We start from the raw sequence: 18493 nt of genomic DNA, 5'->3' as shown, positions 1-18493 counted from the left end.
CACGCAATGGGAATCATTGATAAACTAAATAAAGATTTTGAAAGCCGTGTCAGACTGGGTATTATGTCCGTTCTGATGGTCAATGAATGGGTTGATTTTACCGAGATGAAAAACCTCTTGAACATTACCGATGGAAATTTAGCCAGTCATTCCTCAGCGCTTGAAAAGTCTGAATACATAGAAGTTAAAAAAGAATTTGTGGGTAAAAAGCCCAAAACCTCTTATCAGGTAACTCCTAGGGGACGTGCAGCTTTTAAAGAACACCTTTCTTATCTTGAAAAATTAATGAAATCGTAATAACTATATTTTTTTGCCTAAGCGCTTTGAAACGCAAAGTACTTTTAAATTTAAAATAACAAAATCACTATTAAAAAAAGGTGAATCACAAGCAATAAATAAATTCAACAAATATGAAAAAACATCAAATCATTCTAGCTTGCAGTATATTATTTACACTGCTTTTTTACAACGAGTCAGTAGGAGTAAACCTCTCTATTTTTGCACTATTATTAACCGGTTCAATCTGTTATTTCTTTCAGGATCGGTTTACAGACAGATCGCATCTGATCTTGGTTGTTACTTCGGTATTATCTTGTCTGGCTTTTGCCTGGTATGGAGATTTTGTTTCTTTCCTGGCTTTGTCAATGTCAATTCTTTTTTTACAGTTTAAAACCCAGGAATCAAAACTTAAAACCGTACAAGTATTTCCATTAGTGTTTTTAAATGCATTCGCTTCAATAGGACGTATTTTCATGTTCAGCCAGTGGCTTCCGGAAAAGAAAATTCACAATAATTTTGCTAAAAAACTAGTTGCGTATTTCATTATCCCAACGATTTTTATCATCGTCTTTTTTACAGCCTATTCTTTCGGAAGCTCTCATTTCTCTTCTTTACTAACAGATTATACTTTAGATGTTGATATTGTCGAAGTTATATTAATTGGAGTTTTGGGGTTCTATATTTCATTCAGTTTCTGGAATTACTGGGTACCCGAAGTTTGTTATGAAAAAAACGAATTATTAGACAATGATTTTAAGAATATAGCCGAAATTAAAACTCAGAATACATTTTCGTTTTTAGATATTGACTTCGAGAGAAAGAGCGGCGAAATTACTTTGGTATTGCTAAACATTATGCTTGTAGTATTTATTGTAACCTACAACTACGAACAGTTTTTTGAAGTGATAGCAAAATCAAACCTGAGTGCCGATACGCACGAAAGAGTCAATTCAGTAATTTTCTCGATCGTTATGGCTGTTGGTGTAATTATGTTCTATTTTAAGGGCGGATTTAATTTTGATAAAAAAGCAACCAATCTCAAAAAACTGGCTAAAATCTGGATTGCCCTAAACGGACTTTTGATTGTGAGTACGATTATTAAAAACTCAGAATATATTTCAGTTTTCGGATTAACATATAAACGATTAGGAGTTTATGCTTTCTTAATCTTGGCCATTATAGGTTTAGTTTTTGTTTTTCTAAAAATCACAAAACAAAAAACAAATGCTTATCTGGCAAACCAAATGGTATGGTATTTTTACGGAACGGTTCTGTTATGTAGTTTCGTAAATTGGGGAAATCTAATTACCACTTATAATATTGCAGTAAACAAATGTGTTGAACCGTTATTTTTGAGCAATTTGAATTTTAATGATGAAGCCCGAAGAGAATATTTTTCGAAAAATCATTTAGATGGTCAATTAATTGAAATTAAAAGAGAAGAACTAATCGATGAGTATCAGAATAAAAGATTTTTATCAAAAGCATTGTATTATGAGTTTTTGAATAATAAAAAGTAATTTTTTCAGAAAAACACCTTTAGTAAAATACTGAAGGTGTTTTTTTTAGTATTTAATTATGCGTTTAAAGTTTTGGGTTTTAAAAATAAAAGATACTTTTGCAGCACTTTAAAAAAAAACTTTTCCAATGGACGATTATTATTCGTTAGTATTAAATTAAAATAGCTTTTTGAATCCTCTCAAAATGCTATGATAAAACCCTGCAATTTTGAAATGAAAGCCTTTTACAATAACAACAACGGATTAATCGAGACAAAAGAATGGACTCCAAATTGCTGGGTCAACATTGAATCTCCATCAGAAACAGAAAAAAAATATTTACTCGAAGAACTTCAAATTCCCGAAGCCTTTTATAATGATATCGAAGATATCGACGAAAGACCTCGTATTGAGATAGAAGACGGCTGGACACTAATCATTATGCGTGTTCCTATAAAAAGCAATGATGTTAAGTTGCCTTTTCAAACCATCCCAATGGGATTAATTTTTAAAGAAGACGTTTGTGTGACCATCAGCTTTTATAAAACAGAAATCATTTCTGATTTTGTACAATACACCAAAAGAAAAAATATTCATATAAAAGATAATTTCGATCTGGTTTTAAGATTGTTATTATCATCGAGTGTTTGGTATTTAAAATACCTGAAACAAATTAATCAAAAGATAAAACTGGCCGAAGATAATTTAGAGAAGTCGATTAAAAATGAAGAATTACAGGCGCTTTTGCAAATAGAAAAATGTCTGGTCTTTTTTATTACTTCCTTAAAAGGAAACCATGTTTTGTTTCACCGAATCAAAAATTTGAAAGCCCACAGAGAACACTTTGATCCTGATTTGCTGGAAGATGTTGATATCGAATTAGGTCAGGCGCAGGACACTGCTAATATCTACAGCAATATTTTGACCGGAATGATGGATGCGTATGCTTCGGTAATTTCGAATAATATGAATAATATAATGAAGCAAATGACTTCGATTTCTATTATTTTGATGATCCCAACTTTAATTGCAAGTTTATACGGAATGAATGTCCCTAATGGATTAGAAGAAAGTAAATATGGTTTTTGGATTCTTCTTTTCGTATCCGTTATTTTGTCTTCTGTAGGAGCATTTTTATTTAAAAGAAGAAGATGGTTCTGATATCATAATTCATAAAATTATATAAAAAAATACCCTTTCGTTTTAGCGAAAGGGTATTTTTTATAAGATCAGTTTAGTAATCTCCTTTTTTCTTAAATCTCGGATCATCCTTTGATATAAAATCTGTTCGTCGTTTAGGAACATCATTTTTTGATAAAAAATCAGTTCTTCGCCTTGGAGTTTCAACTTTTGGCAAACTTGCTTCTTCGGTTTTGCTTGACGGTTCAATTAAATGATTTAATTCTTTAATTTCATCATCAGTCAAATCACGATAACGACCAACAGGAACATCAAGCGAAATATTGATGATTCTGATACGTTTAAGCGCCGTTACATCATAACCTAAATATTCGGTCATTCTACGAATTTGACGGTTTAAACCCTGCGTTAAAATGATTTTAAAAGTGAATTGGCTAATTTGTTCTACTTTACATTTTTTAGTCACAGTATCCAAAATCGGAATACCATTTCCCATGCGCTGTATAAAACGTTCTGTAATAGGTTTATTTACCGTTACCGTATATTCTTTTTCGTGATTGTTTCTGGCGCGTAAAATTTTGTTTACAATATCGCCGTCATTCGTCATAAAAATTAATCCTTCACTCGCTTTATCCAATCGTCCAATTGGGAAAATACGTTTAGGGTAATTAATATAATCTACAATATTATTTCGAACTTCAAGATTCGTGGTGCATTCAATTCCGACCGGTTTGTTGAAAGCCAGGTAAACTAGTTTTTCGTGTTTTTCAACAATCAGTTTTCCGTCAATACGCACTTCGTCATTTTGCGAAACTTTCGTTCCCATTTCTGGTACAACACCATTTATTGTTACGCGTCCTTCTTCAATAAGTTTATCGGCTTCACGGCGGGAACAATATCCTGTTTCACCAATAAATTTATTCAGACGTTTTAAATTCTCTTCCATACTGCAAAAGTAAGCAAAATTTAGACTTCTTAGATTTTAGATGATTAGATCTTTAGATGATTAGATCTTTAGATTGTTGGATTATTAGATTGTTGGATTATTAGATTTTTTTGAATTCCACGCCACCTTTTTATATTGAAGTACGCAAAATCTCCCAATAAGCTTAATAATACGCGGATGACACGGATTTGCTTCGCAAAGACACGGATTTTAGCGGATTTTTTTTCTTCGTAATCTTTACTCTAAGGTTGAAAATACGATTACCAATGTTTGAAAAAATCTTAGCAACTTAGAACCTTAGAATCTCAGTACCTAAAAAAAACTTTGAACCTTTATTGATGATAAGAAGAACTATCTTCCGGAGTTTCTTTTCGTTCAAACATTCCGTAATCGCGAACAACAGCAGCAATTCTTAAATGATAGTCTTTAAAAACTTCATTTCTGCCTTTAGCCTGAGCGTGGCGATGCATTTCGAGATTTCGCCATTGCTGGATACTTTCTTCATCTTTCCAGAAAGATAATGACAAAACTTTATCGGGATTGCTAAAACTCTGAAAACGTTCTATCGATATAAATCCTTCGATATGATCTAATTCAGGTCGCAGGCTTGCAGCGATATCCAGATATTCTTCTTTTTTCCCTTTATTAGGAATTACTTCAAAAATTACTGCTATCATATTTTTTGGAATTTTAGATTTTAGATTTTTTTTGAATGCAAAAAAAACTTTGTTTCTTTGAGCCTTTGCAACTTTGAACCTTGTTTAAGAAGCAAACAAAAAGGCAACCACTTTCTCATACAATTCATCATCATGCATTCCGTGACCTAAACCTTTGGTTTCTATAAACTGGCTATTCTTCCAGTTACTCGCAATTTTTTTTCCTTCTTCAAAAGCGACAATTTTATCTGAAGTGTCGTGCGCAATGAAACCCGAAACATTAAATTGTGATGCGAATTTTTGTGCGGAGAAATCCCCAATTTTAAAGTTGAAACGATTGATGAATTTAGTTTCAAGAAGCGAAAACATTTTTGTATTCAGGCTCAACATGGCAATATAATTGTCGATCAAAGTTTTTAAATCTGATGGCGCTCCAAGAATCACCATTTTATTAATACTCGTGTTAGGAAATAAATATTGATGATAAACGCAAGCTGCGCCACCAATCGAATGACCAATAATAATTGTGGGTTGATACTTTTCTACCGCTTTGTTGATGAATTCGGCATAAAGCGGAATGTTAAATTCTTTGCCACTGCTTTGTCCGTGAGCCGGAGCATCAATTGCAATAATGGTACTTCCTGATTTTTGAAGATGTGGTAAGGTTTTTTTCCAGCGTGCGGCATTGCTTTCCCAACCGTGAACAAGCAGAATTTTGGTTTCGTTTCCTTTCCAGATATAAGTCTGAAAATGATGTTCGTTATGATGAAACGTTTCAGTTTCTGTATTTTTTAATATTTTGGGTAAATCTTCTTTTTGCAATCTTCCAATTCTGGGCTGACTAAAAAGAGCATAAGAAAGTTCAACAGCTTTTTGCGGACGAACATAACTTAGAAAATTAATATACGACCCAACCGATTTTAATGTAATGAAACGGATTCCTTTTTTAATTCCCAAAACTTAATTTTTTATAAAGATAAAAATATGATTTTAAACTTGATGAAAAATATTTTGCCACAGATTTAAAAATCCTTTTGTTAATCTTTAATTGATCAATTATAATACCTCTATAAAGAGAAAAAAATTATCGAAGAGAACAATAAGTTTTCTTTTACTCTTAGCTTTTATAAAAAGGCATCCCGAAGCCTCGGGACGCAAAGCTTTGTATTGATTTAGCTTTTCGAACTTTGTGCTTTCAAAAGCAATCTTAGATAAAATCTTTGCGTTCTTTGCGGTAAAATTCTCCATAACATTTTAGCAAAATAAAGGCAAAAAAAAATCCCGATTAAATCGGGATTTTGAATATTTAGAATTTAGAGAACAATTGTTCCATTTTTTCTTTTTCTTCTTCAGCTAGTGCGCTGTCAACTAAAATTCTTCCAGAGTGCTCATCAGTAATGATTTTCTTTCTAGAAGCAATTTCTACCTGTGTTTGAGGCGGAATTGTAAAGAATGATCCTGCAGAAGCTCCTCTTTCGATAGATACAACCGCTAATCCGTTACGAACACTAGTTCTGATTCTAGTATAAGCAGCCAATAATCTTTCTTCGATCTGAGCAGAGAACTCAGCTGATTTCTCAGATAAGAAGATTTCTTCTTTTTGAGTTTCAGCCATAATAGCATCTAGTTCAGATTTTTTATGTTTTAAGTGAGAACTTTTAGCGTCAAGTTTTTCTTTTAAGTTCGAAGTAACTTCTTTCTTATGTTCGATAGAAGCTTTCATTTCTTTGATTTGCTTTTCAGCCAATTGAATTTCTAATTCCTGAAATTCAACCTCTTTAGTCAAAGAATTAAATTCTCTGTTATTACGAACTGATTCTTGTTGTTTTGTGTATTTTTTGATAACCTCTTTGTGCTCATCAATAGCATTTTTCTTTGCTTTGATAAGATCTTCAATAACCTCAAGTTCACTTTTCAGTTTCTCTGAACGCGTGCTTAAACCTGCAACTTCATCTTCTAGATCTTCCACTTCTAAAGGAAGTTCTCCTCTCACGTTTCTGATTTCGTCAATTCTAGAGTCAATAAGCTGTAAATCGTATATTGCTCTTAACTTGTCCTCAACACTTAATTCTTTCGTATTCGCCATATTCTATAAGTACTTAACTGGATTTGTATTTTCTTCTGATAAAATGATGGCAAAATTAAGGATTTTTTTTCGAAGATAATCAACAATATAGTTTTTTGTATAGCGTTCGCTCTCAAAATGACCAATATCGGCTAAAAGTAGTCGATTTTCGGCTTCATAAAACTGATGGTATTTTAAATCGGCAGTCAAAAATGCATCGGCTCCGGCCATAATTGCATTTTTTATGGCAAAACTTCCTGAGCCTCCCAAAACGGCAACTTTCCTGATTTTTTTTCCCGTAAAAGCCGAATGGCGAATTCCGTCGGCAATCATCTTCTTTTTTACAAAAAACAGAAAATCTTTTTCATCCATTTCTGTTTCAAATTCTCCAATCATTCCTAAACCAATATTCTGATGCGCGTTTTGTAAATCATAAACTTCATAAGCGACTTCTTCGTAAATATGATTCGCGAAAAGTGCTTTGAGGATTTTAGATTGTAAATGTTTTTCAAAAACAACTTCAATTTTTATTTCGGTTCCGGTATGTAATTTTCCTTTTTCTCCAATCACGGGATTGCTGTCTTCATTTCCTTTAAAAGTAAAAAAGCCTTCGGTATTAAAACTGCAATTGTCATAATTGCCAATAGTTCCGGCGCCAGCTTCAAACATAGCATTTCGAACTTTATCAGCATTGTCAGGAGTCGTATAAGTAACTAGTTTTTTGATGAAATTTTGTTTAGGAATTAAGACCTTAGTATTCGTTAACCCTAAAGCATCACAAAATATTTTATTAACTCCCGCCGAATGATTATCTAAAGCTGTGTGAACTGCATAAATAGCAATATCATTTTTGATCGCTTTCAGGATCGCGCGCTCTACATAATTTTTACCTGTAATTTTTTTAATTCCGGAGAATAAAATCGGATGAAAGCAAACTACAAGATTGCAGCTTTTTGCAATAGCTTCATCGATGACATTCTCTAAAGCATCATGACAAACTAAAACTCCGGTGCTATCAGTTTCAGCATCGCCAACTAAAAGGCCAACATTGTCAAAATCTTCGGCGTAAGCCAAAGGTGCCATTTCTTCGAGAACTGCTAATATTTCTTTGATTTTCATTATTTTTTATTTCAGGTTTTAAGTTTCATTTTTTTGCGATTAAGGAAATCTGAAACTTGAAACAAATTAACGAAAAAAATTATACTTTCGTAAAAGGAATACAGTAAGTAAGTTTTTTCTTCTTTTTGTGTTTTGTGAATTTTGACATGTCAAGGTTCTCTTAAAAAATATAAACATAATGTATGGCAAAATTGAATAAAATGGAGGTGAATGGTAATTCAATTTCATTGCTCTCGAACTTAGAACAAGATTATATTTGTATAACTGATATTGCGCGCTACAAGGATCCCGATCATATCGATGATATTATAAAAAATTGGTTGCGAAACAGAAATACTATTGAACTTTTAGGATTTTGGGAAATTTTAAATAATCCTGATTTTAAACCCGTCGAATTCGACGGGTTTAAAAAACAAGCTGGTTTGAATAGTTTTACCATGACTGCTAAAAAATGGATAGAAGCCACTAATGCTATTGGTATAGTATCTAAATCAGGGAGATACGGAGGGACTTATGCACATAAAGATATTGCATTTGAATTCGCTTCCTGGATTTCTATTGAGTTTAAACTCTATATTATTAAAGAGTTTCAGCGTCTAAAGGAAGATGAAAATAAAACCAAAAATTTAGATTGGAATTTACAAAGGACAATCTCTAAAATTAATTACAAAATCCATACTGACGCAATAAAGGAAAATTTGATTCCATTAAGTCTAACCGTGGCTCAAAAGAATTTTATTTATGCTGATGAAGCTGATACTTTAAATGTGGCTATTTTTGGGAAAACAGCAAAACAATGGCGGACTGAGAATCCTGATCAAAAAGGTAATATTAGAGATATTGCTTCAATAGAACAATTAGTTGTATTATCAAATCTTGAAAGTATTAATGCTGTTTTGATACAACAAGAAATACAGCAAGTCGATAGATTAATGAAGTTGAATGAAATTGCAATTGTTCAAATGAAATCTCTTACTAATACTAAAGCATTTGATAGATTGAAGTAATCATTAATTTTGTGGTAGAAATTTAAAAATCATACTTTCGTAAAATGAAATTACTTCGAAAAATACTTTTTCCTTTCGCTATTTTATACGGATTCATTACGAGTTTGCGGAATTTTCTTTTTGATAAAGGAATTCTAAAATCAACATCTTTTGATATTCCGGTTATTGCTGTTGGAAATTTAAGCGTTGGAGGAACCGGGAAAACGCCTCAAATAGAATATTTAATCAGGTTATTATCTGATCGATATAAAGTGGCTACTTTAAGCCGTGGTTATAAACGTAAATCGGAAGGGTTTGTTTTGGCCAGTTCAGGTTCTAATGCAGAGATTTTAGGTGATGAACCTTTTCAGTTTTATCAAAAATTCCCCAATGTTCAGGTGGCGGTTGATGCCGATAGAACAAACGGAATTATACAGTTGCTTTCGCAGAATGAAAAACCTCAGGTGGTTTTATTAGATGATGCTTATCAGCACCGAAAAGTAAAAGCGGGTTTTTATATTTTATTGAGTTCGTACGGTGATTTGTATGCGGATGATTTTATGTTGCCAACCGGAAATCTTCGCGAAAGCAGAAGTGGAGCCAATAGGGCCAATATTGTAATTGTCACTAAATGCCCGAAAGATTTATCAGATGCAGCACAAGCAGAAATTCGTTTGAAATTGAAACTGACTTGTTCGCAGCAAATCTATTTTACTTTTATAGATTATGATGATTCTATTTACGGTGAAAATGATAAAATAGCAATAAAAGAAGTTAAATCAGAATCGAAATTACTTTTGGCCGGAATTGCAAAACCAACTCCGTTTTTTGATTATTTAAAAAATGAAAAGGACGAATGCCTGACTTATCCGGACCATCATAATTTTTCTGATAGTGATTTAGATTTGATTCAAAATAAAGCAGGAAATAAAAGAATCATTACAACAGAAAAAGATTATGTACGTTTAAAAGATTCTAAACTTGCTCCACAATTGTACTATTTACCAATAAAAAGTACATTTATCAATCACCAGCAAAATTTTGACGCATCAATTCTGGAGTATGTTAAATTGAACTTAGAATCTTAGCAACTAAGTCCCGAAGCTTCGGGATAGTACTTCTAAAAAATTTTAATCAAAAAATTTAGCAATTGTACTGTAAAACTCATCCGGTACAAATGGTTTTGTGATCACATCGTTCATCCCAAAAGATAAAAGCATATCCCTGTTTTCGTCAAGCGAAATTGCTGTTAGAGCTATAATTGGGGTCGTTTTATCAAATTCTCTAATTAGTTTTGTGGCGGTTGTACCGTTGATTCCCGGTAAATGAACATCCATTAAAATCATGTCAAAACGTTTTACTTTTAAAAGCTCGACGGCATCTTCGCCATTGTCGATTATTTCGCAACTAATGGCTTTGTTCTCAAGCATTTTTCGAGTAATCATTTGATTGATTTTGTTGTCTTCAATCAATAAAATCGATTTGTTTTTTAATTGCTTGTCGTTATACGGTTTTGCTTCTTCTATCACTTCCAGAGGTTCTTTATTGATCTTAAAATTCAATTTGAAGGTAAAAGTAGAACCTTTACCAACTTCACTTTTTAGTTTTATTTCTCCACCTAAAAGCTCAATAAGTTTTTTTACGATTGTAAGTCCCAAGCCAGTTCCGCCATATTTGCGATTGACTTCTATTGATCCTTGTGAAAAACTTTCAAAAACAGTTTGTAGTTTATCTTCAGGAATACCAATTCCGGTATCTACGATTTCAAAATAAACAGTTGCGTTATCATCTTCTTTTGTATATAATTTTGCAATTACATTTACATTTCCGTTTTGCGTAAATTTTAATGCATTGTTGATTAAATTTAAAATAATCTGAGAAATTTTAGTAGGATCTCCAATTAAAGTATCCGGAATTGATTCGTCTATTTCAAGGTTGAAATAGTTTTTATTGGCTGTTGCTAATTCTTTTAAGGAGCTTTGAATATTAAATAATAATTCTTTTAAGTTGAAACTAATATTTTCTATTTCGACTTTTGTAGAGTCTATTTTGTTGATTTCCAGAATTTCATTGATAAATGTTGTGAGATAATTTCCTGAAAATTTAAGAGACTCCAGATATTTTAATTGTGTCTTTTTTGGGTTATCTTCCAAAAGTAAATGCGTAATTCCGTTAATGGCGTTTAATGGTGTGCGGAGTTCATGACTTACCGTAGATAAAAATTCAGACCTTGCCTTTGATGCTTTTTCGGCTTTGTTTTTAGCCAGAATAAGTTCTTTGTTTTTTTCTCTTAAAAGTAAATTATTCTGATTTCTGATGATATTGTTTTTGTACAATGCCAAGCTCAAAAGAGATAAGATCGAGATAAGGGCAATAGCCAAAATGCTGACTAATTTTGAATAGCGATATGTTTTTAACTGAATTTTTTCTTCGCTTTCGCGTTTAATAGTATTGTTTAAGGATTGATTCTTTTTGAATTTTTCGAACTCATTAAGATCCAGCTTTGCGTTTTTTAATTTTAGAATATAATTTTCTAACTGATAATGTTCGTCTAAATAAGAATAGGCGAGGTCAAAATTTTTATTTTGCTTATAATATTGACTTATTGCTAAAACAATTTTGGATTTTTGAGCAATATTATTGGTTTTTGCATTGTATTCTAAGGCATTATCCAGATAAATAATAGCCGAATCGTTTCGTTTAAGTTGCGTTTCTATTAAACCAAGTTGATAATAAGAGTCGATTTTTGTTTTTAAATTGGAAGAATTATCCGGTTTCTTAGTAATTTCGAAGAATGATTTTGCGGCCAAAGCTAAATTTTTGTTTGCTTTTAGCGCCATTGCTTTTTGATAGCTTAAAACCTCGGCGTGATCAATAATTTTTAGCTGATTTAAAAGATCATCTGCTTTCTTGTAATACGTATCAGCAATTTTGTAATTGCCTTGCGCTGTATTTGTCACGCCAATATAATGCAACGCCAGAACTTTGGTGCAAGTAGGTTTTATATTGTCAAATAAAGAAATACTTTTATGAAAGTTTTTTAAAGCTTCGTCGTATTTTTTTTGATTGTAGTAAATTTTGCCAAGTTTGAAAGTTTGATTGGCTAATCCTTCAGATTGATGGTTTGCTTCACAAAAACCAATAGATTTTTTGGTATAAAAAACAGCCTCATTGTATTTTTTTTTGTTCAGATTGGCGTTTACTAACTTATTATAATAGAAAACACTATCCGTATTCTTTTTAGTTTGAGAATACAAAAATGAATTTAAAATACAAAAAAGAATCAAAAAGTGGTATTTCATGTATTGCAATGCTTTTACAATGAATCTTATTTTTTTCTTATTAGTAAAATCAAATCTATTAATCTTGATGAATAGCCAATTTCGTTATCATACCAACCTACAACTTTTACCATTTTATCAATAACGGAAGTAAGTTGTGCGTCAAATAAACACGAATGTGTATTGCCAATTACATCAACAGAAACGATAGGATCTTCTGTATAATCTAATATTCCTTTTAAATTTGTTTTTGAGGCTTCTTGAAATGCTTTATTTATTTCTTCAATAGTAACAGCACGTTTTACATTAAACGTGATATCTGTCAATGAACCATCGGGAACGGGAACGCGAATTCCACAACCTCCGATTTTTTCATGCAATTTAGGAAAAATTTTTGTTAATGCCTTAGCTGCACCTGTAGTTGTTGGAACAATTGATTGACTTGCACCTCTCGCACGGCGTAAATCCTTATGTGGCTGGTCATGAAGACTTTGGTCTGTTGTGTAAGAATGTATGGTTGTGATGTATGCTTGCTCGATTCCGCACAATTCATCGATGATTTTTATCATCGGGGCGGCATTATTTGTCGTGCAACTTGCATTCGAAACTATATTTTCGCTTCCGTCCAGAATATTTTCATTAACACCTAACACTACCGTTTTGATACTATCAACTTCTGATGGAGCAGAAAGAATTACTTTTTTTGCTCCCGCTTCGATATGAGCATTAAGTTCTTCGTGTGTTTTATATTTTCCTGTAGATTCAATTACAAAGTCAATATTATGGCTTTTCCAGTCTAGATTTGAAATGCTTTTTTCATGAAAAAACAAATAATGTTTTTCATTAACAATGATTCCTGTTTCGTCACGACTAACAATAAAAGGCAAAACCCCATGAATACTGTCGTATTTTATCAAATGCGACATAGTTTTGTTATCAGCAATATCGTTGATGGCAACGACTTCAATATCAGGATGGTTTAAAAGTAAGCGGAATAAATTTCTACCAATTCTTCCGAAACCATTAATAGCAATTCTTGTTTTCAATCTTTAGGTTTATTCGGTTAATTGTTTATTCGTTCAATCGGTTGACCAATTAAACGAATAAACGATTAAACTTTTTATAAAATGTGTTTTTGTGCTTTGTATGAAGAGCGAACAAGTGGGCCGCTTTCTACATGACGGAATCCTAATTCAAGACCAAATTTTTCGTATCGTGCAAACTGGTCCGGGGTAATAAACTCTTTTACAGGTAAATGTTTTTTACTTGGCTGTAGGTATTGACCAATTGTAACAACATCTACATTTGCATTGCGTAAATCTGTCATAGTCTGAAAAACTTCTTCTTCAGTTTCTCCAAGACCTAACATAATTCCAGATTTTGTTCTGTTAATCCCTTTTTCTTTCAGGTAACGTAAAACCTCTAAACTTCGATCGTATTTTGCCTGAATACGTACTTCACGAGTCAAACGACGAACGGTTTCAACATTGTGAGACACTACTTCAGGATTTGCTTCCACAATTCTATCAATATTTCTTTCGATTCCTTGAAAATCAGGAATTAAAGTTTCAAGAGTGGTGTTTGGGTTCATTCTGCGAATTGCCTTAACGGTTTCGATCCAGATAATAGAACCACCATCTTTCAAATCATCTCTGTCAACACTTGTAATAACAGCGTGCTTAATGTTCATGATTTTTATAGAACGCGCGACTTTCTCAGGTTCATCCCAATCTACCGTTTCCGGTCTTCCGGTTTTTACACCGCAAAATCCGCAGGAACGCGTACAAACATTTCCTAAAATCATAAAAGTAGCTGTTCCTTCGCCCCAACATTCACCCATATTTGGGCAACTTCCTGAGGTACAAATGGTGTTTAAGCTATATTTATCTACCAAACCACGAAGTTCAGTATATTTTTGTCCAATTGGAAGTTTTACTTTTAACCATTTCGGTTTTCCAGTTGGTATATTTTCAATGACTGTTTCCATATATCAAAATTCAAAGTACAAAGATAAGGAATGTAGTTTATTTGATGATTCGTTTACCATTTAATTTGGTATTGATCCCTATATAGTTTGTAAAAGCTTATTTGATGATAATTTTATACTCATGTTAAATTATTGTTTTTAAATCATGATGCGAATAAAAATGAATGATTTTTGTTTGTTTATTTGATTAAGAAGAATAATTATAGCACAAGGTTGATTTTTAATCGTTTAATATTTATATCTTTATTTGTTATAAATTGAGCTTAAATGAAATAAAAAAACGCAAACATTGTAATACATTTGTTGTTAAATTGTAATAATATAAAACATGAAAAAGAAATTTATTGTATTGGGAGTTTTGTTTGCCGCTTTTGGTTTTACTAAAATGAATGCACAGATTAATTTTGGTGATAAAGCCATTGGAGCGGTTCAAAAAGGAGTTACGGGTTTTACTTTTAGTAATGCCGATGCTGCTGCACTTTCTAAAGCTGCAGTAGATAAAATGGATACTGAAAATGAAGTTGCAAGTGCAACTGATCCTTACACTTTAAGATTGAACAGGGTATTTGGAAAATATACTGCCGGCGACGGATACACTTTAAATTATAAAGTGTATAAATTAAAAGAGGTTAATGCTTTTGCAACCGCAGACGGAAGTGTTCGTGTATATTCTGGTTTAATGGATATTATGGATGATAATGAACTTCTTGCTGTAATTGGTCATGAAATTGGTCACGTTGCCAATAATGATTCAAGAGATGCGATAAAAGCGGCTTACAGAAAAGAAGCTTTGTTAGAAGGTGCGGCTTCACAATCTGCGACCATCGCAAGTGTTACAGATAGTCAGCTGGGTAAAATAGGAAGTGCCATAATCGACAGTAAATTTAGCCGTAAACAAGAAGCTGAAGCTGATTTGTTCTCCTATAATTTCCTGAAAAAGAATGGTTATAACGTAAATGCCGAAGAATCTGCTTTTAGAATTCTGGCTAAGATGAGTGAAGGATCGCAAGCGTCATTTATTGATCAGATGATGAGTTCACATCCGGATTCACAACAAAGAGCCGAAGATGCTAAAAAAAGAGCCGAAAAAGACGGTTTGTACAAACCTTATGTGCAACAAAAAATTGTAAATACTGCACCTGTAGCTACGAAAACGACAACCAAAAAAGCTACAACTACGAAAAAAACAACTACTAAAAAGAAATAATAATTTCTGATAGAAAAATAAAACCCGATAAGTTTCTGAGAAATTTGTCGGGTTTTTATTTTAAGATTAACCTAAAACGTGAAAAGCCAGTACTTTTTGTACATCGTACACATTTACAGATTTATTAAATTGCTTTACAATACTTGGGTTTAGCTCGCTTGAAACCCAAATTTTCAATTCGGCATCAAGGTCAAAAGTTCCTGCTGTTTCAACGCTAAAACGAGTGATGCTTTTGTAGGCGATAGATTTGTATTCTGTTTTGCTGCCTGTAATTCCTTGTACGTCAACCAGGATTAATCTTTTGTTGGTAAAGATAAAAGTATCACGAATAAGTTTAAAACCCATTTCGATTTCTTCGTTATCAGTCAAAAGTTGTCCGTATTTTTTAATTAAATCTTCCTGACTTACTGAACCTGCGTTGCCAAGGATAGCTGAAAATATTCCCATTTTTTAGTTTTTAATTTTGATAGATTTGATTTTCCTTTAAAAGGTGTTGTAAAAGTAATTAAAATTAAAAATAATATTGATTTTCTGCCATTAAGAGATTAAGAAAAATTAAGTCAAAAAGTTGTGCCTAATTTTTCTTAATCTCTTAATGATTCAATTAAAATATAGTTTTAAATTAAAGCCATAAAAAAAGCAGAACCTAAGTTCTGCTTTTCTATTTTTATTATTGAGCTTCCGTTTTTATAGTAATCGGAAGATTATAGGCAGTTCGAACTGCTTTCCCGTTTAATACTCCGGGAATCCATTTTGTTTTTAATGATTTTAGTACTCTGATTGCTTCTTTTCCAAGTCCGTAACCAGGATCGTTTTTCACCATGATATCGGTAATAGAACCGTCTCTTTCGATTACGAATGAAACATACACTTTTAAAGTTCTGTCAGCATCCAGTTCCGGTCTGTTGAAATTGTTACCTACATAAGTATAAAACTTGGCCATTCCTCCTGGAAATTCCGGCATTTTGTCTAAAAGCGCAGGAAGTACAGGTTCGTTGGTTATTGGTGCTACTGATACAACTTCTGTATCTCCACCAGGATTTCCAGGTATTGGATTCGCGATAGTTCCTGATCCGTCTCCTGTATTAGGTACTGCAGAAGGATTTTGATCGTTTGTAGCAATCTTGTCTACAGCCTGTTCAGTTGGTACTAAAACCGGATGTGATAATTGACTCAAATCTGTTTCCGAAGCTGCTGCTGCCTGTTGTTGAACTGGCGGTGCCGGCGGCGTTGGCTGAACAGGAATTGGAGCTAAATTTACCGGTGTCAGCGGTTCGTAAATAATTGGTCCTTCCTCTATAGGAGATGGAGTTTTAAAGTGGTTAATTAACACTGATACACTTCCCAAAGCCGCTAATAATAGCAAACCCATAAATAGAGCTGAGATGGTAGTTTTTGAATTCTCCTGACGTAATTGATACGCGCCGTACTCTTTGTTTTTGTTTTCGAAAACAAGATTGGTCCAGCTTGTTTCGTAGATACTTGATTTAGACATGATTTATGGATTTTAAGGTTAAGTAACATTTAAATCATAAGCGATAAGGTTTTGGGTTTGGCAAACAACGGAAACGTTGTTGTTTTAATGTGTGGATAATTTACTTTTTTAAGAATAAAGTGAATTATATTTTATTCTTTACCTAAAGATAATAAATTATCTATTACGTTCGATAATTTCTGCCAATAATTTTTTAGCACGAAGTAATTTTACTTTTACATTGCTCAGAGGCTCATCGATTTTAAGTGCGATTTCCTGATAAGTCATTTCCTGAAAATAACGCAGCTGGATTACTTCCTGATAATGTGGTTTCAGTTCTTTGATGCATTGTAGCAGGCGGGAAAGATTTTGCTCTTTAATTAAAGCATCTTCGGCTGATGGAGTAGGGTCGGCAATATTGTAAGCCTGTTGGTCTTCGTTGTCAGTGATTTCTATAAAAAGATTGGTTTTCTTTTTACGCAATAAATCAATATATACATTTTTTGCAATAGCAATTAACCAGGTGTTGAATTGAAATTCAGGGTTGTAAGAACCTATTTTGTCAAATGCTTTAGAGAAGGTTTCAATCGTAATATCTTCGGCAGTAGTTTCGTTTTCAGTACGCTTTAGCATAAAGCCGTACACTTCGTTCCAGAAATAATCTAATAAAAAAGTAAAGGCGATTTGATCGCCCTTTTTTGCTTTTTCTATTTTAGAATTTATTTCCAATATACAGGTTTTGAAAAGATATTAGTTATAAAGATATTAATTTGTGTGAATATAAGCATGATTTCTACGATAGGAAACCAAACTTTAATATCATTTTCTTTTAATTTTCCGGCAGAAAACCCAATTACAGTCCATGCCACGGTATAACGTGTTGCTAAAATAGCCAGTACTGCAATCCATTGAAATTGGAAAGCTAATAATACTATAACTAAGATAAAGAAGAATAATTGTGATATAAAAAACAGAGCCAACTGCATTTTGTCGAAAAACTTATAATGCTCGGCAGTAGAAATGTGTCTTCTTTTTTGAGTAAACCACTCTCTGTAAGTTTCTTTTGGTTTTGAGTAGGTGAAACTTTCCGGAGTGTAAGATATAGTTGTATTGTTTTTGTTTGCTGCCTGATTGATAAACAAGTCATCGTCGCCAGAACGAATCTGAATGTGCTCTATAAAACCATTTACATTAAAAAACTCTTCTTTTTTGTAAGCTAAATTACGACCAACTCCCATATATGGAAGTCCTAATTTTGCCCATGAAAAATATTGTACCGCTGTTAAAACAGTTTCAAAACGAATGATTTTATTCAATAAAGAACGCTCAACTTTCTCATAACCTCCGTAGCCTAAAACAATCGTTTTATTCATGGTAAATTGAGAAGTCATTGCCGTAATCCAGTTTTTCGAAGTTGGATAGCAATCTGCATCAGTAAATAATAAGTATTCTTTTTTAGATGCTTTGATTCCTAAGGTTAAAGCATATTTTTTATTACCCCAAAAAGCTTCGTTATTTTGCACTTTTACTAAACGAATATTAGGATATTGTTGTTCAAATTGCTCAAAAACTTCCAAGGTTTCGTCGCTTGAAGCATCGTCTATTAAAACAATTTCGAAATCAGGATAATCTTGTTCTGCCAATAGCGGAATAAACTTTTTAACGTTTTCTTCTTCATTTTTAGCACATACAATTACCGAAACAGGTAATTTTTTTGATGTAATATCTTGTGGTTTGGCAAAAGCAAACTTTCCAAAAATCCCTAAGTAATAGAAAACCTGGATAACAACAATAGCAATAAAGAAGTAAAATAAAGTTATAAGCATCTGATTTTAATGTCTTTTAATTTCTGAA

18 protein-coding genes are annotated in these 18493 nt (G+C 32.6%); 6 read left to right on the top strand and 12 right to left on the bottom strand.

Annotated elements, in window-relative coordinates:
- The first annotated feature begins 6 nt into the window (after positions 1 to 6).
- The 3 genes from LNP81_RS01435 (at position 7) to LNP81_RS01425 (ending at position 2939) form a co-directional block, all read left to right on the top strand.
- Entirely contained in the window at positions 7 to 297 is a 291-nt protein-coding gene (locus LNP81_RS01435; RefSeq protein ID WP_055093284.1) for a winged helix-turn-helix domain-containing protein, read from the top strand.
- A gap of 113 nt (positions 298 to 410) precedes the next feature.
- Positions 411 to 1799 carry a DUF4153 domain-containing protein gene (locus LNP81_RS01430; RefSeq protein WP_230032915.1) on the top strand — a complete coding sequence of 463 codons (1389 nt, stop codon included), beginning with the start codon at positions 411 to 413 and terminating at the stop codon, positions 1797 to 1799.
- A gap of 189 nt (positions 1800 to 1988) precedes the next feature.
- A complete protein-coding gene (locus tag LNP81_RS01425; protein WP_230032912.1) occupies positions 1989 to 2939 on the top strand; it encodes a magnesium transporter CorA family protein in 951 nt (316 codons plus the stop codon).
- A gap of 73 nt (positions 2940 to 3012) precedes the next feature.
- Here the strand turns inward: LNP81_RS01425 and rluF are convergent, their stop codons facing one another.
- The 5 genes from rluF to LNP81_RS01400 all read right to left on the bottom strand — a co-directional run bounded on the left by rluF (position 3013) and on the right by LNP81_RS01400 (position 7704).
- Positions 3013 to 3864, bottom strand: a complete 852-nt coding sequence (rluF, locus tag LNP81_RS01420) for a 23S rRNA pseudouridine(2604) synthase RluF (RefSeq protein WP_230032910.1) — start codon at positions 3862 to 3864, stop codon at positions 3013 to 3015.
- Positions 3865 to 4196: 332 nt separating this feature from the next.
- Complete coding sequence (locus LNP81_RS01415; RefSeq protein WP_230032908.1) at positions 4197 to 4541, bottom strand: antibiotic biosynthesis monooxygenase family protein; 345 nt, start codon at positions 4539 to 4541, stop codon at positions 4197 to 4199.
- A gap of 84 nt (positions 4542 to 4625) precedes the next feature.
- Positions 4626 to 5477: an alpha/beta fold hydrolase gene (locus LNP81_RS01410; RefSeq protein WP_230032906.1), complete on the bottom strand. Its 852-nt coding sequence runs from the start codon at positions 5475 to 5477 to the stop codon at positions 4626 to 4628.
- 349 nt (positions 5478 to 5826) lie between these two features.
- On the bottom strand, positions 5827 to 6606 hold the full coding sequence (locus tag LNP81_RS01405) for a zinc ribbon domain-containing protein (protein WP_065450969.1): 780 nt from the start codon (positions 6604 to 6606) through the stop codon (positions 5827 to 5829).
- Between the two features lie 3 nt (positions 6607 to 6609).
- On the bottom strand, positions 6610 to 7704 hold the full coding sequence (locus tag LNP81_RS01400) for a Nif3-like dinuclear metal center hexameric protein (RefSeq protein ID WP_230032904.1): 1095 nt from the start codon (positions 7702 to 7704) through the stop codon (positions 6610 to 6612).
- A 182-nt stretch (positions 7705 to 7886) separates the two neighbouring features.
- Between LNP81_RS01400 and LNP81_RS01395 the strand changes: the two genes are divergently transcribed.
- Both LNP81_RS01395 and lpxK read left to right on the top strand, forming a co-directional pair.
- Complete coding sequence (locus LNP81_RS01395; RefSeq protein WP_346432733.1) at positions 7887 to 8711, top strand: KilA-N domain-containing protein; 825 nt, start codon at positions 7887 to 7889, stop codon at positions 8709 to 8711.
- A 44-nt stretch (positions 8712 to 8755) separates the two neighbouring features.
- Positions 8756 to 9778 (top strand): tetraacyldisaccharide 4'-kinase, encoded by a 1023-nt coding sequence (gene lpxK / locus LNP81_RS01390; protein ID WP_230032900.1) that lies wholly within the window; start codon positions 8756 to 8758, stop codon positions 9776 to 9778.
- Between the two features lie 42 nt (positions 9779 to 9820).
- Here lpxK and LNP81_RS01385 read toward each other — a convergent pair whose 3' ends face one another.
- The 3 genes from LNP81_RS01385 to lipA all read right to left on the bottom strand — a co-directional run bounded on the left by LNP81_RS01385 (position 9821) and on the right by lipA (position 13958).
- Complete coding sequence (locus LNP81_RS01385) at positions 9821 to 11992, bottom strand: tetratricopeptide repeat-containing hybrid sensor histidine kinase/response regulator (protein WP_230032899.1); 2172 nt, start codon at positions 11990 to 11992, stop codon at positions 9821 to 9823.
- 26 nt (positions 11993 to 12018) lie between these two features.
- Positions 12019 to 13017: a type I glyceraldehyde-3-phosphate dehydrogenase gene (gene gap / locus LNP81_RS01380; protein WP_230032897.1), complete on the bottom strand. Its 999-nt coding sequence runs from the start codon at positions 13015 to 13017 to the stop codon at positions 12019 to 12021.
- A 74-nt stretch (positions 13018 to 13091) separates the two neighbouring features.
- A complete protein-coding gene (gene lipA / locus LNP81_RS01375; RefSeq protein ID WP_202701570.1) occupies positions 13092 to 13958 on the bottom strand; it encodes a lipoyl synthase in 867 nt (288 codons plus the stop codon).
- A 328-nt stretch (positions 13959 to 14286) separates the two neighbouring features.
- Between lipA and LNP81_RS01370 the strand changes: the two genes are divergently transcribed.
- Positions 14287 to 15165, top strand: coding sequence for a M48 family metalloprotease (locus tag LNP81_RS01370; protein ID WP_230032895.1), 879 nt, complete (start codon positions 14287 to 14289; stop codon positions 15163 to 15165).
- A gap of 66 nt (positions 15166 to 15231) precedes the next feature.
- On the opposite strand, the gene LNP81_RS01365 is transcribed toward LNP81_RS01370, so the two are convergent.
- The 4 genes from LNP81_RS01365 to LNP81_RS01350 all read right to left on the bottom strand — a co-directional run bounded on the left by LNP81_RS01365 (position 15232) and on the right by LNP81_RS01350 (position 18465).
- A complete protein-coding gene (locus tag LNP81_RS01365) occupies positions 15232 to 15612 on the bottom strand; it encodes a PH domain-containing protein (protein WP_065450978.1) in 381 nt (126 codons plus the stop codon).
- A gap of 223 nt (positions 15613 to 15835) precedes the next feature.
- Complete coding sequence (locus tag LNP81_RS01360; protein WP_230032893.1) at positions 15836 to 16660, bottom strand: energy transducer TonB; 825 nt, start codon at positions 16658 to 16660, stop codon at positions 15836 to 15838.
- A gap of 156 nt (positions 16661 to 16816) precedes the next feature.
- Complete coding sequence (locus tag LNP81_RS01355) at positions 16817 to 17368, bottom strand: RNA polymerase sigma factor (protein WP_194616885.1); 552 nt, start codon at positions 17366 to 17368, stop codon at positions 16817 to 16819.
- Positions 17359 to 18465, bottom strand: coding sequence for a glycosyltransferase (locus LNP81_RS01350; protein ID WP_230032891.1), 1107 nt, complete (start codon positions 18463 to 18465; stop codon positions 17359 to 17361). The genes LNP81_RS01355 and LNP81_RS01350 overlap by 10 nt, the downstream gene beginning before the upstream one ends.
- Between the last annotated feature and the right edge of the window lie 28 nt (positions 18466 to 18493).

The sequence above is a fragment of the Flavobacterium piscisymbiosum genome, from assembly GCF_020905295.1.
Classification (GTDB): domain Bacteria; phylum Bacteroidota; class Bacteroidia; order Flavobacteriales; family Flavobacteriaceae; genus Flavobacterium; species Flavobacterium piscisymbiosum.
This window is presented reverse-complemented; position numbering and strand designations above follow the sequence as displayed.

Excerpts from the sequence above, each read along its gene's own strand:
- LNP81_RS01435 (WP_055093284.1), top strand. The coding sequence starts at position 7 with ATGGGAATCATTGATAAACTAAATAAAGATTTTGAAAGCCGTGTCAGA.
- LNP81_RS01430 (WP_230032915.1), top strand. The coding sequence starts at position 411 with ATGAAAAAACATCAAATCATTCTAGCTTGCAGTATATTATTTACACTG.
- LNP81_RS01425 (WP_230032912.1), top strand. The coding sequence starts at position 1,989 with ATGATAAAACCCTGCAATTTTGAAATGAAAGCCTTTTACAATAACAAC.
- rluF (WP_230032910.1), bottom strand. The coding sequence starts at position 3,864 with ATGGAAGAGAATTTAAAACGTCTGAATAAATTTATTGGTGAAACAGGA.
- LNP81_RS01415 (WP_230032908.1), bottom strand. The coding sequence starts at position 4,541 with ATGATAGCAGTAATTTTTGAAGTAATTCCTAATAAAGGGAAAAAAGAA.
- LNP81_RS01405 (WP_065450969.1), bottom strand. The coding sequence starts at position 6,606 with ATGGCGAATACGAAAGAATTAAGTGTTGAGGACAAGTTAAGAGCAATA.
- LNP81_RS01400 (WP_230032904.1), bottom strand. The coding sequence starts at position 7,704 with ATGAAAATCAAAGAAATATTAGCAGTTCTCGAAGAAATGGCACCTTTG.
- LNP81_RS01395 (WP_346432733.1), top strand. The coding sequence starts at position 7,887 with ATGGCAAAATTGAATAAAATGGAGGTGAATGGTAATTCAATTTCATTG.
- lpxK (WP_230032900.1), top strand. The coding sequence starts at position 8,756 with ATGAAATTACTTCGAAAAATACTTTTTCCTTTCGCTATTTTATACGGA.
- LNP81_RS01385 (WP_230032899.1), bottom strand. The coding sequence starts at position 11,992 with ATGAAATACCACTTTTTGATTCTTTTTTGTATTTTAAATTCATTTTTG.
- lipA (WP_202701570.1), bottom strand. The coding sequence starts at position 13,958 with ATGGAAACAGTCATTGAAAATATACCAACTGGAAAACCGAAATGGTTA.
- LNP81_RS01370 (WP_230032895.1), top strand. The coding sequence starts at position 14,287 with ATGAAAAAGAAATTTATTGTATTGGGAGTTTTGTTTGCCGCTTTTGGT.
- LNP81_RS01365 (WP_065450978.1), bottom strand. The coding sequence starts at position 15,612 with ATGGGAATATTTTCAGCTATCCTTGGCAACGCAGGTTCAGTAAGTCAG.
- LNP81_RS01360 (WP_230032893.1), bottom strand. The coding sequence starts at position 16,660 with ATGTCTAAATCAAGTATCTACGAAACAAGCTGGACCAATCTTGTTTTC.
- LNP81_RS01350 (WP_230032891.1), bottom strand. The coding sequence starts at position 18,465 with ATGCTTATAACTTTATTTTACTTCTTTATTGCTATTGTTGTTATCCAG.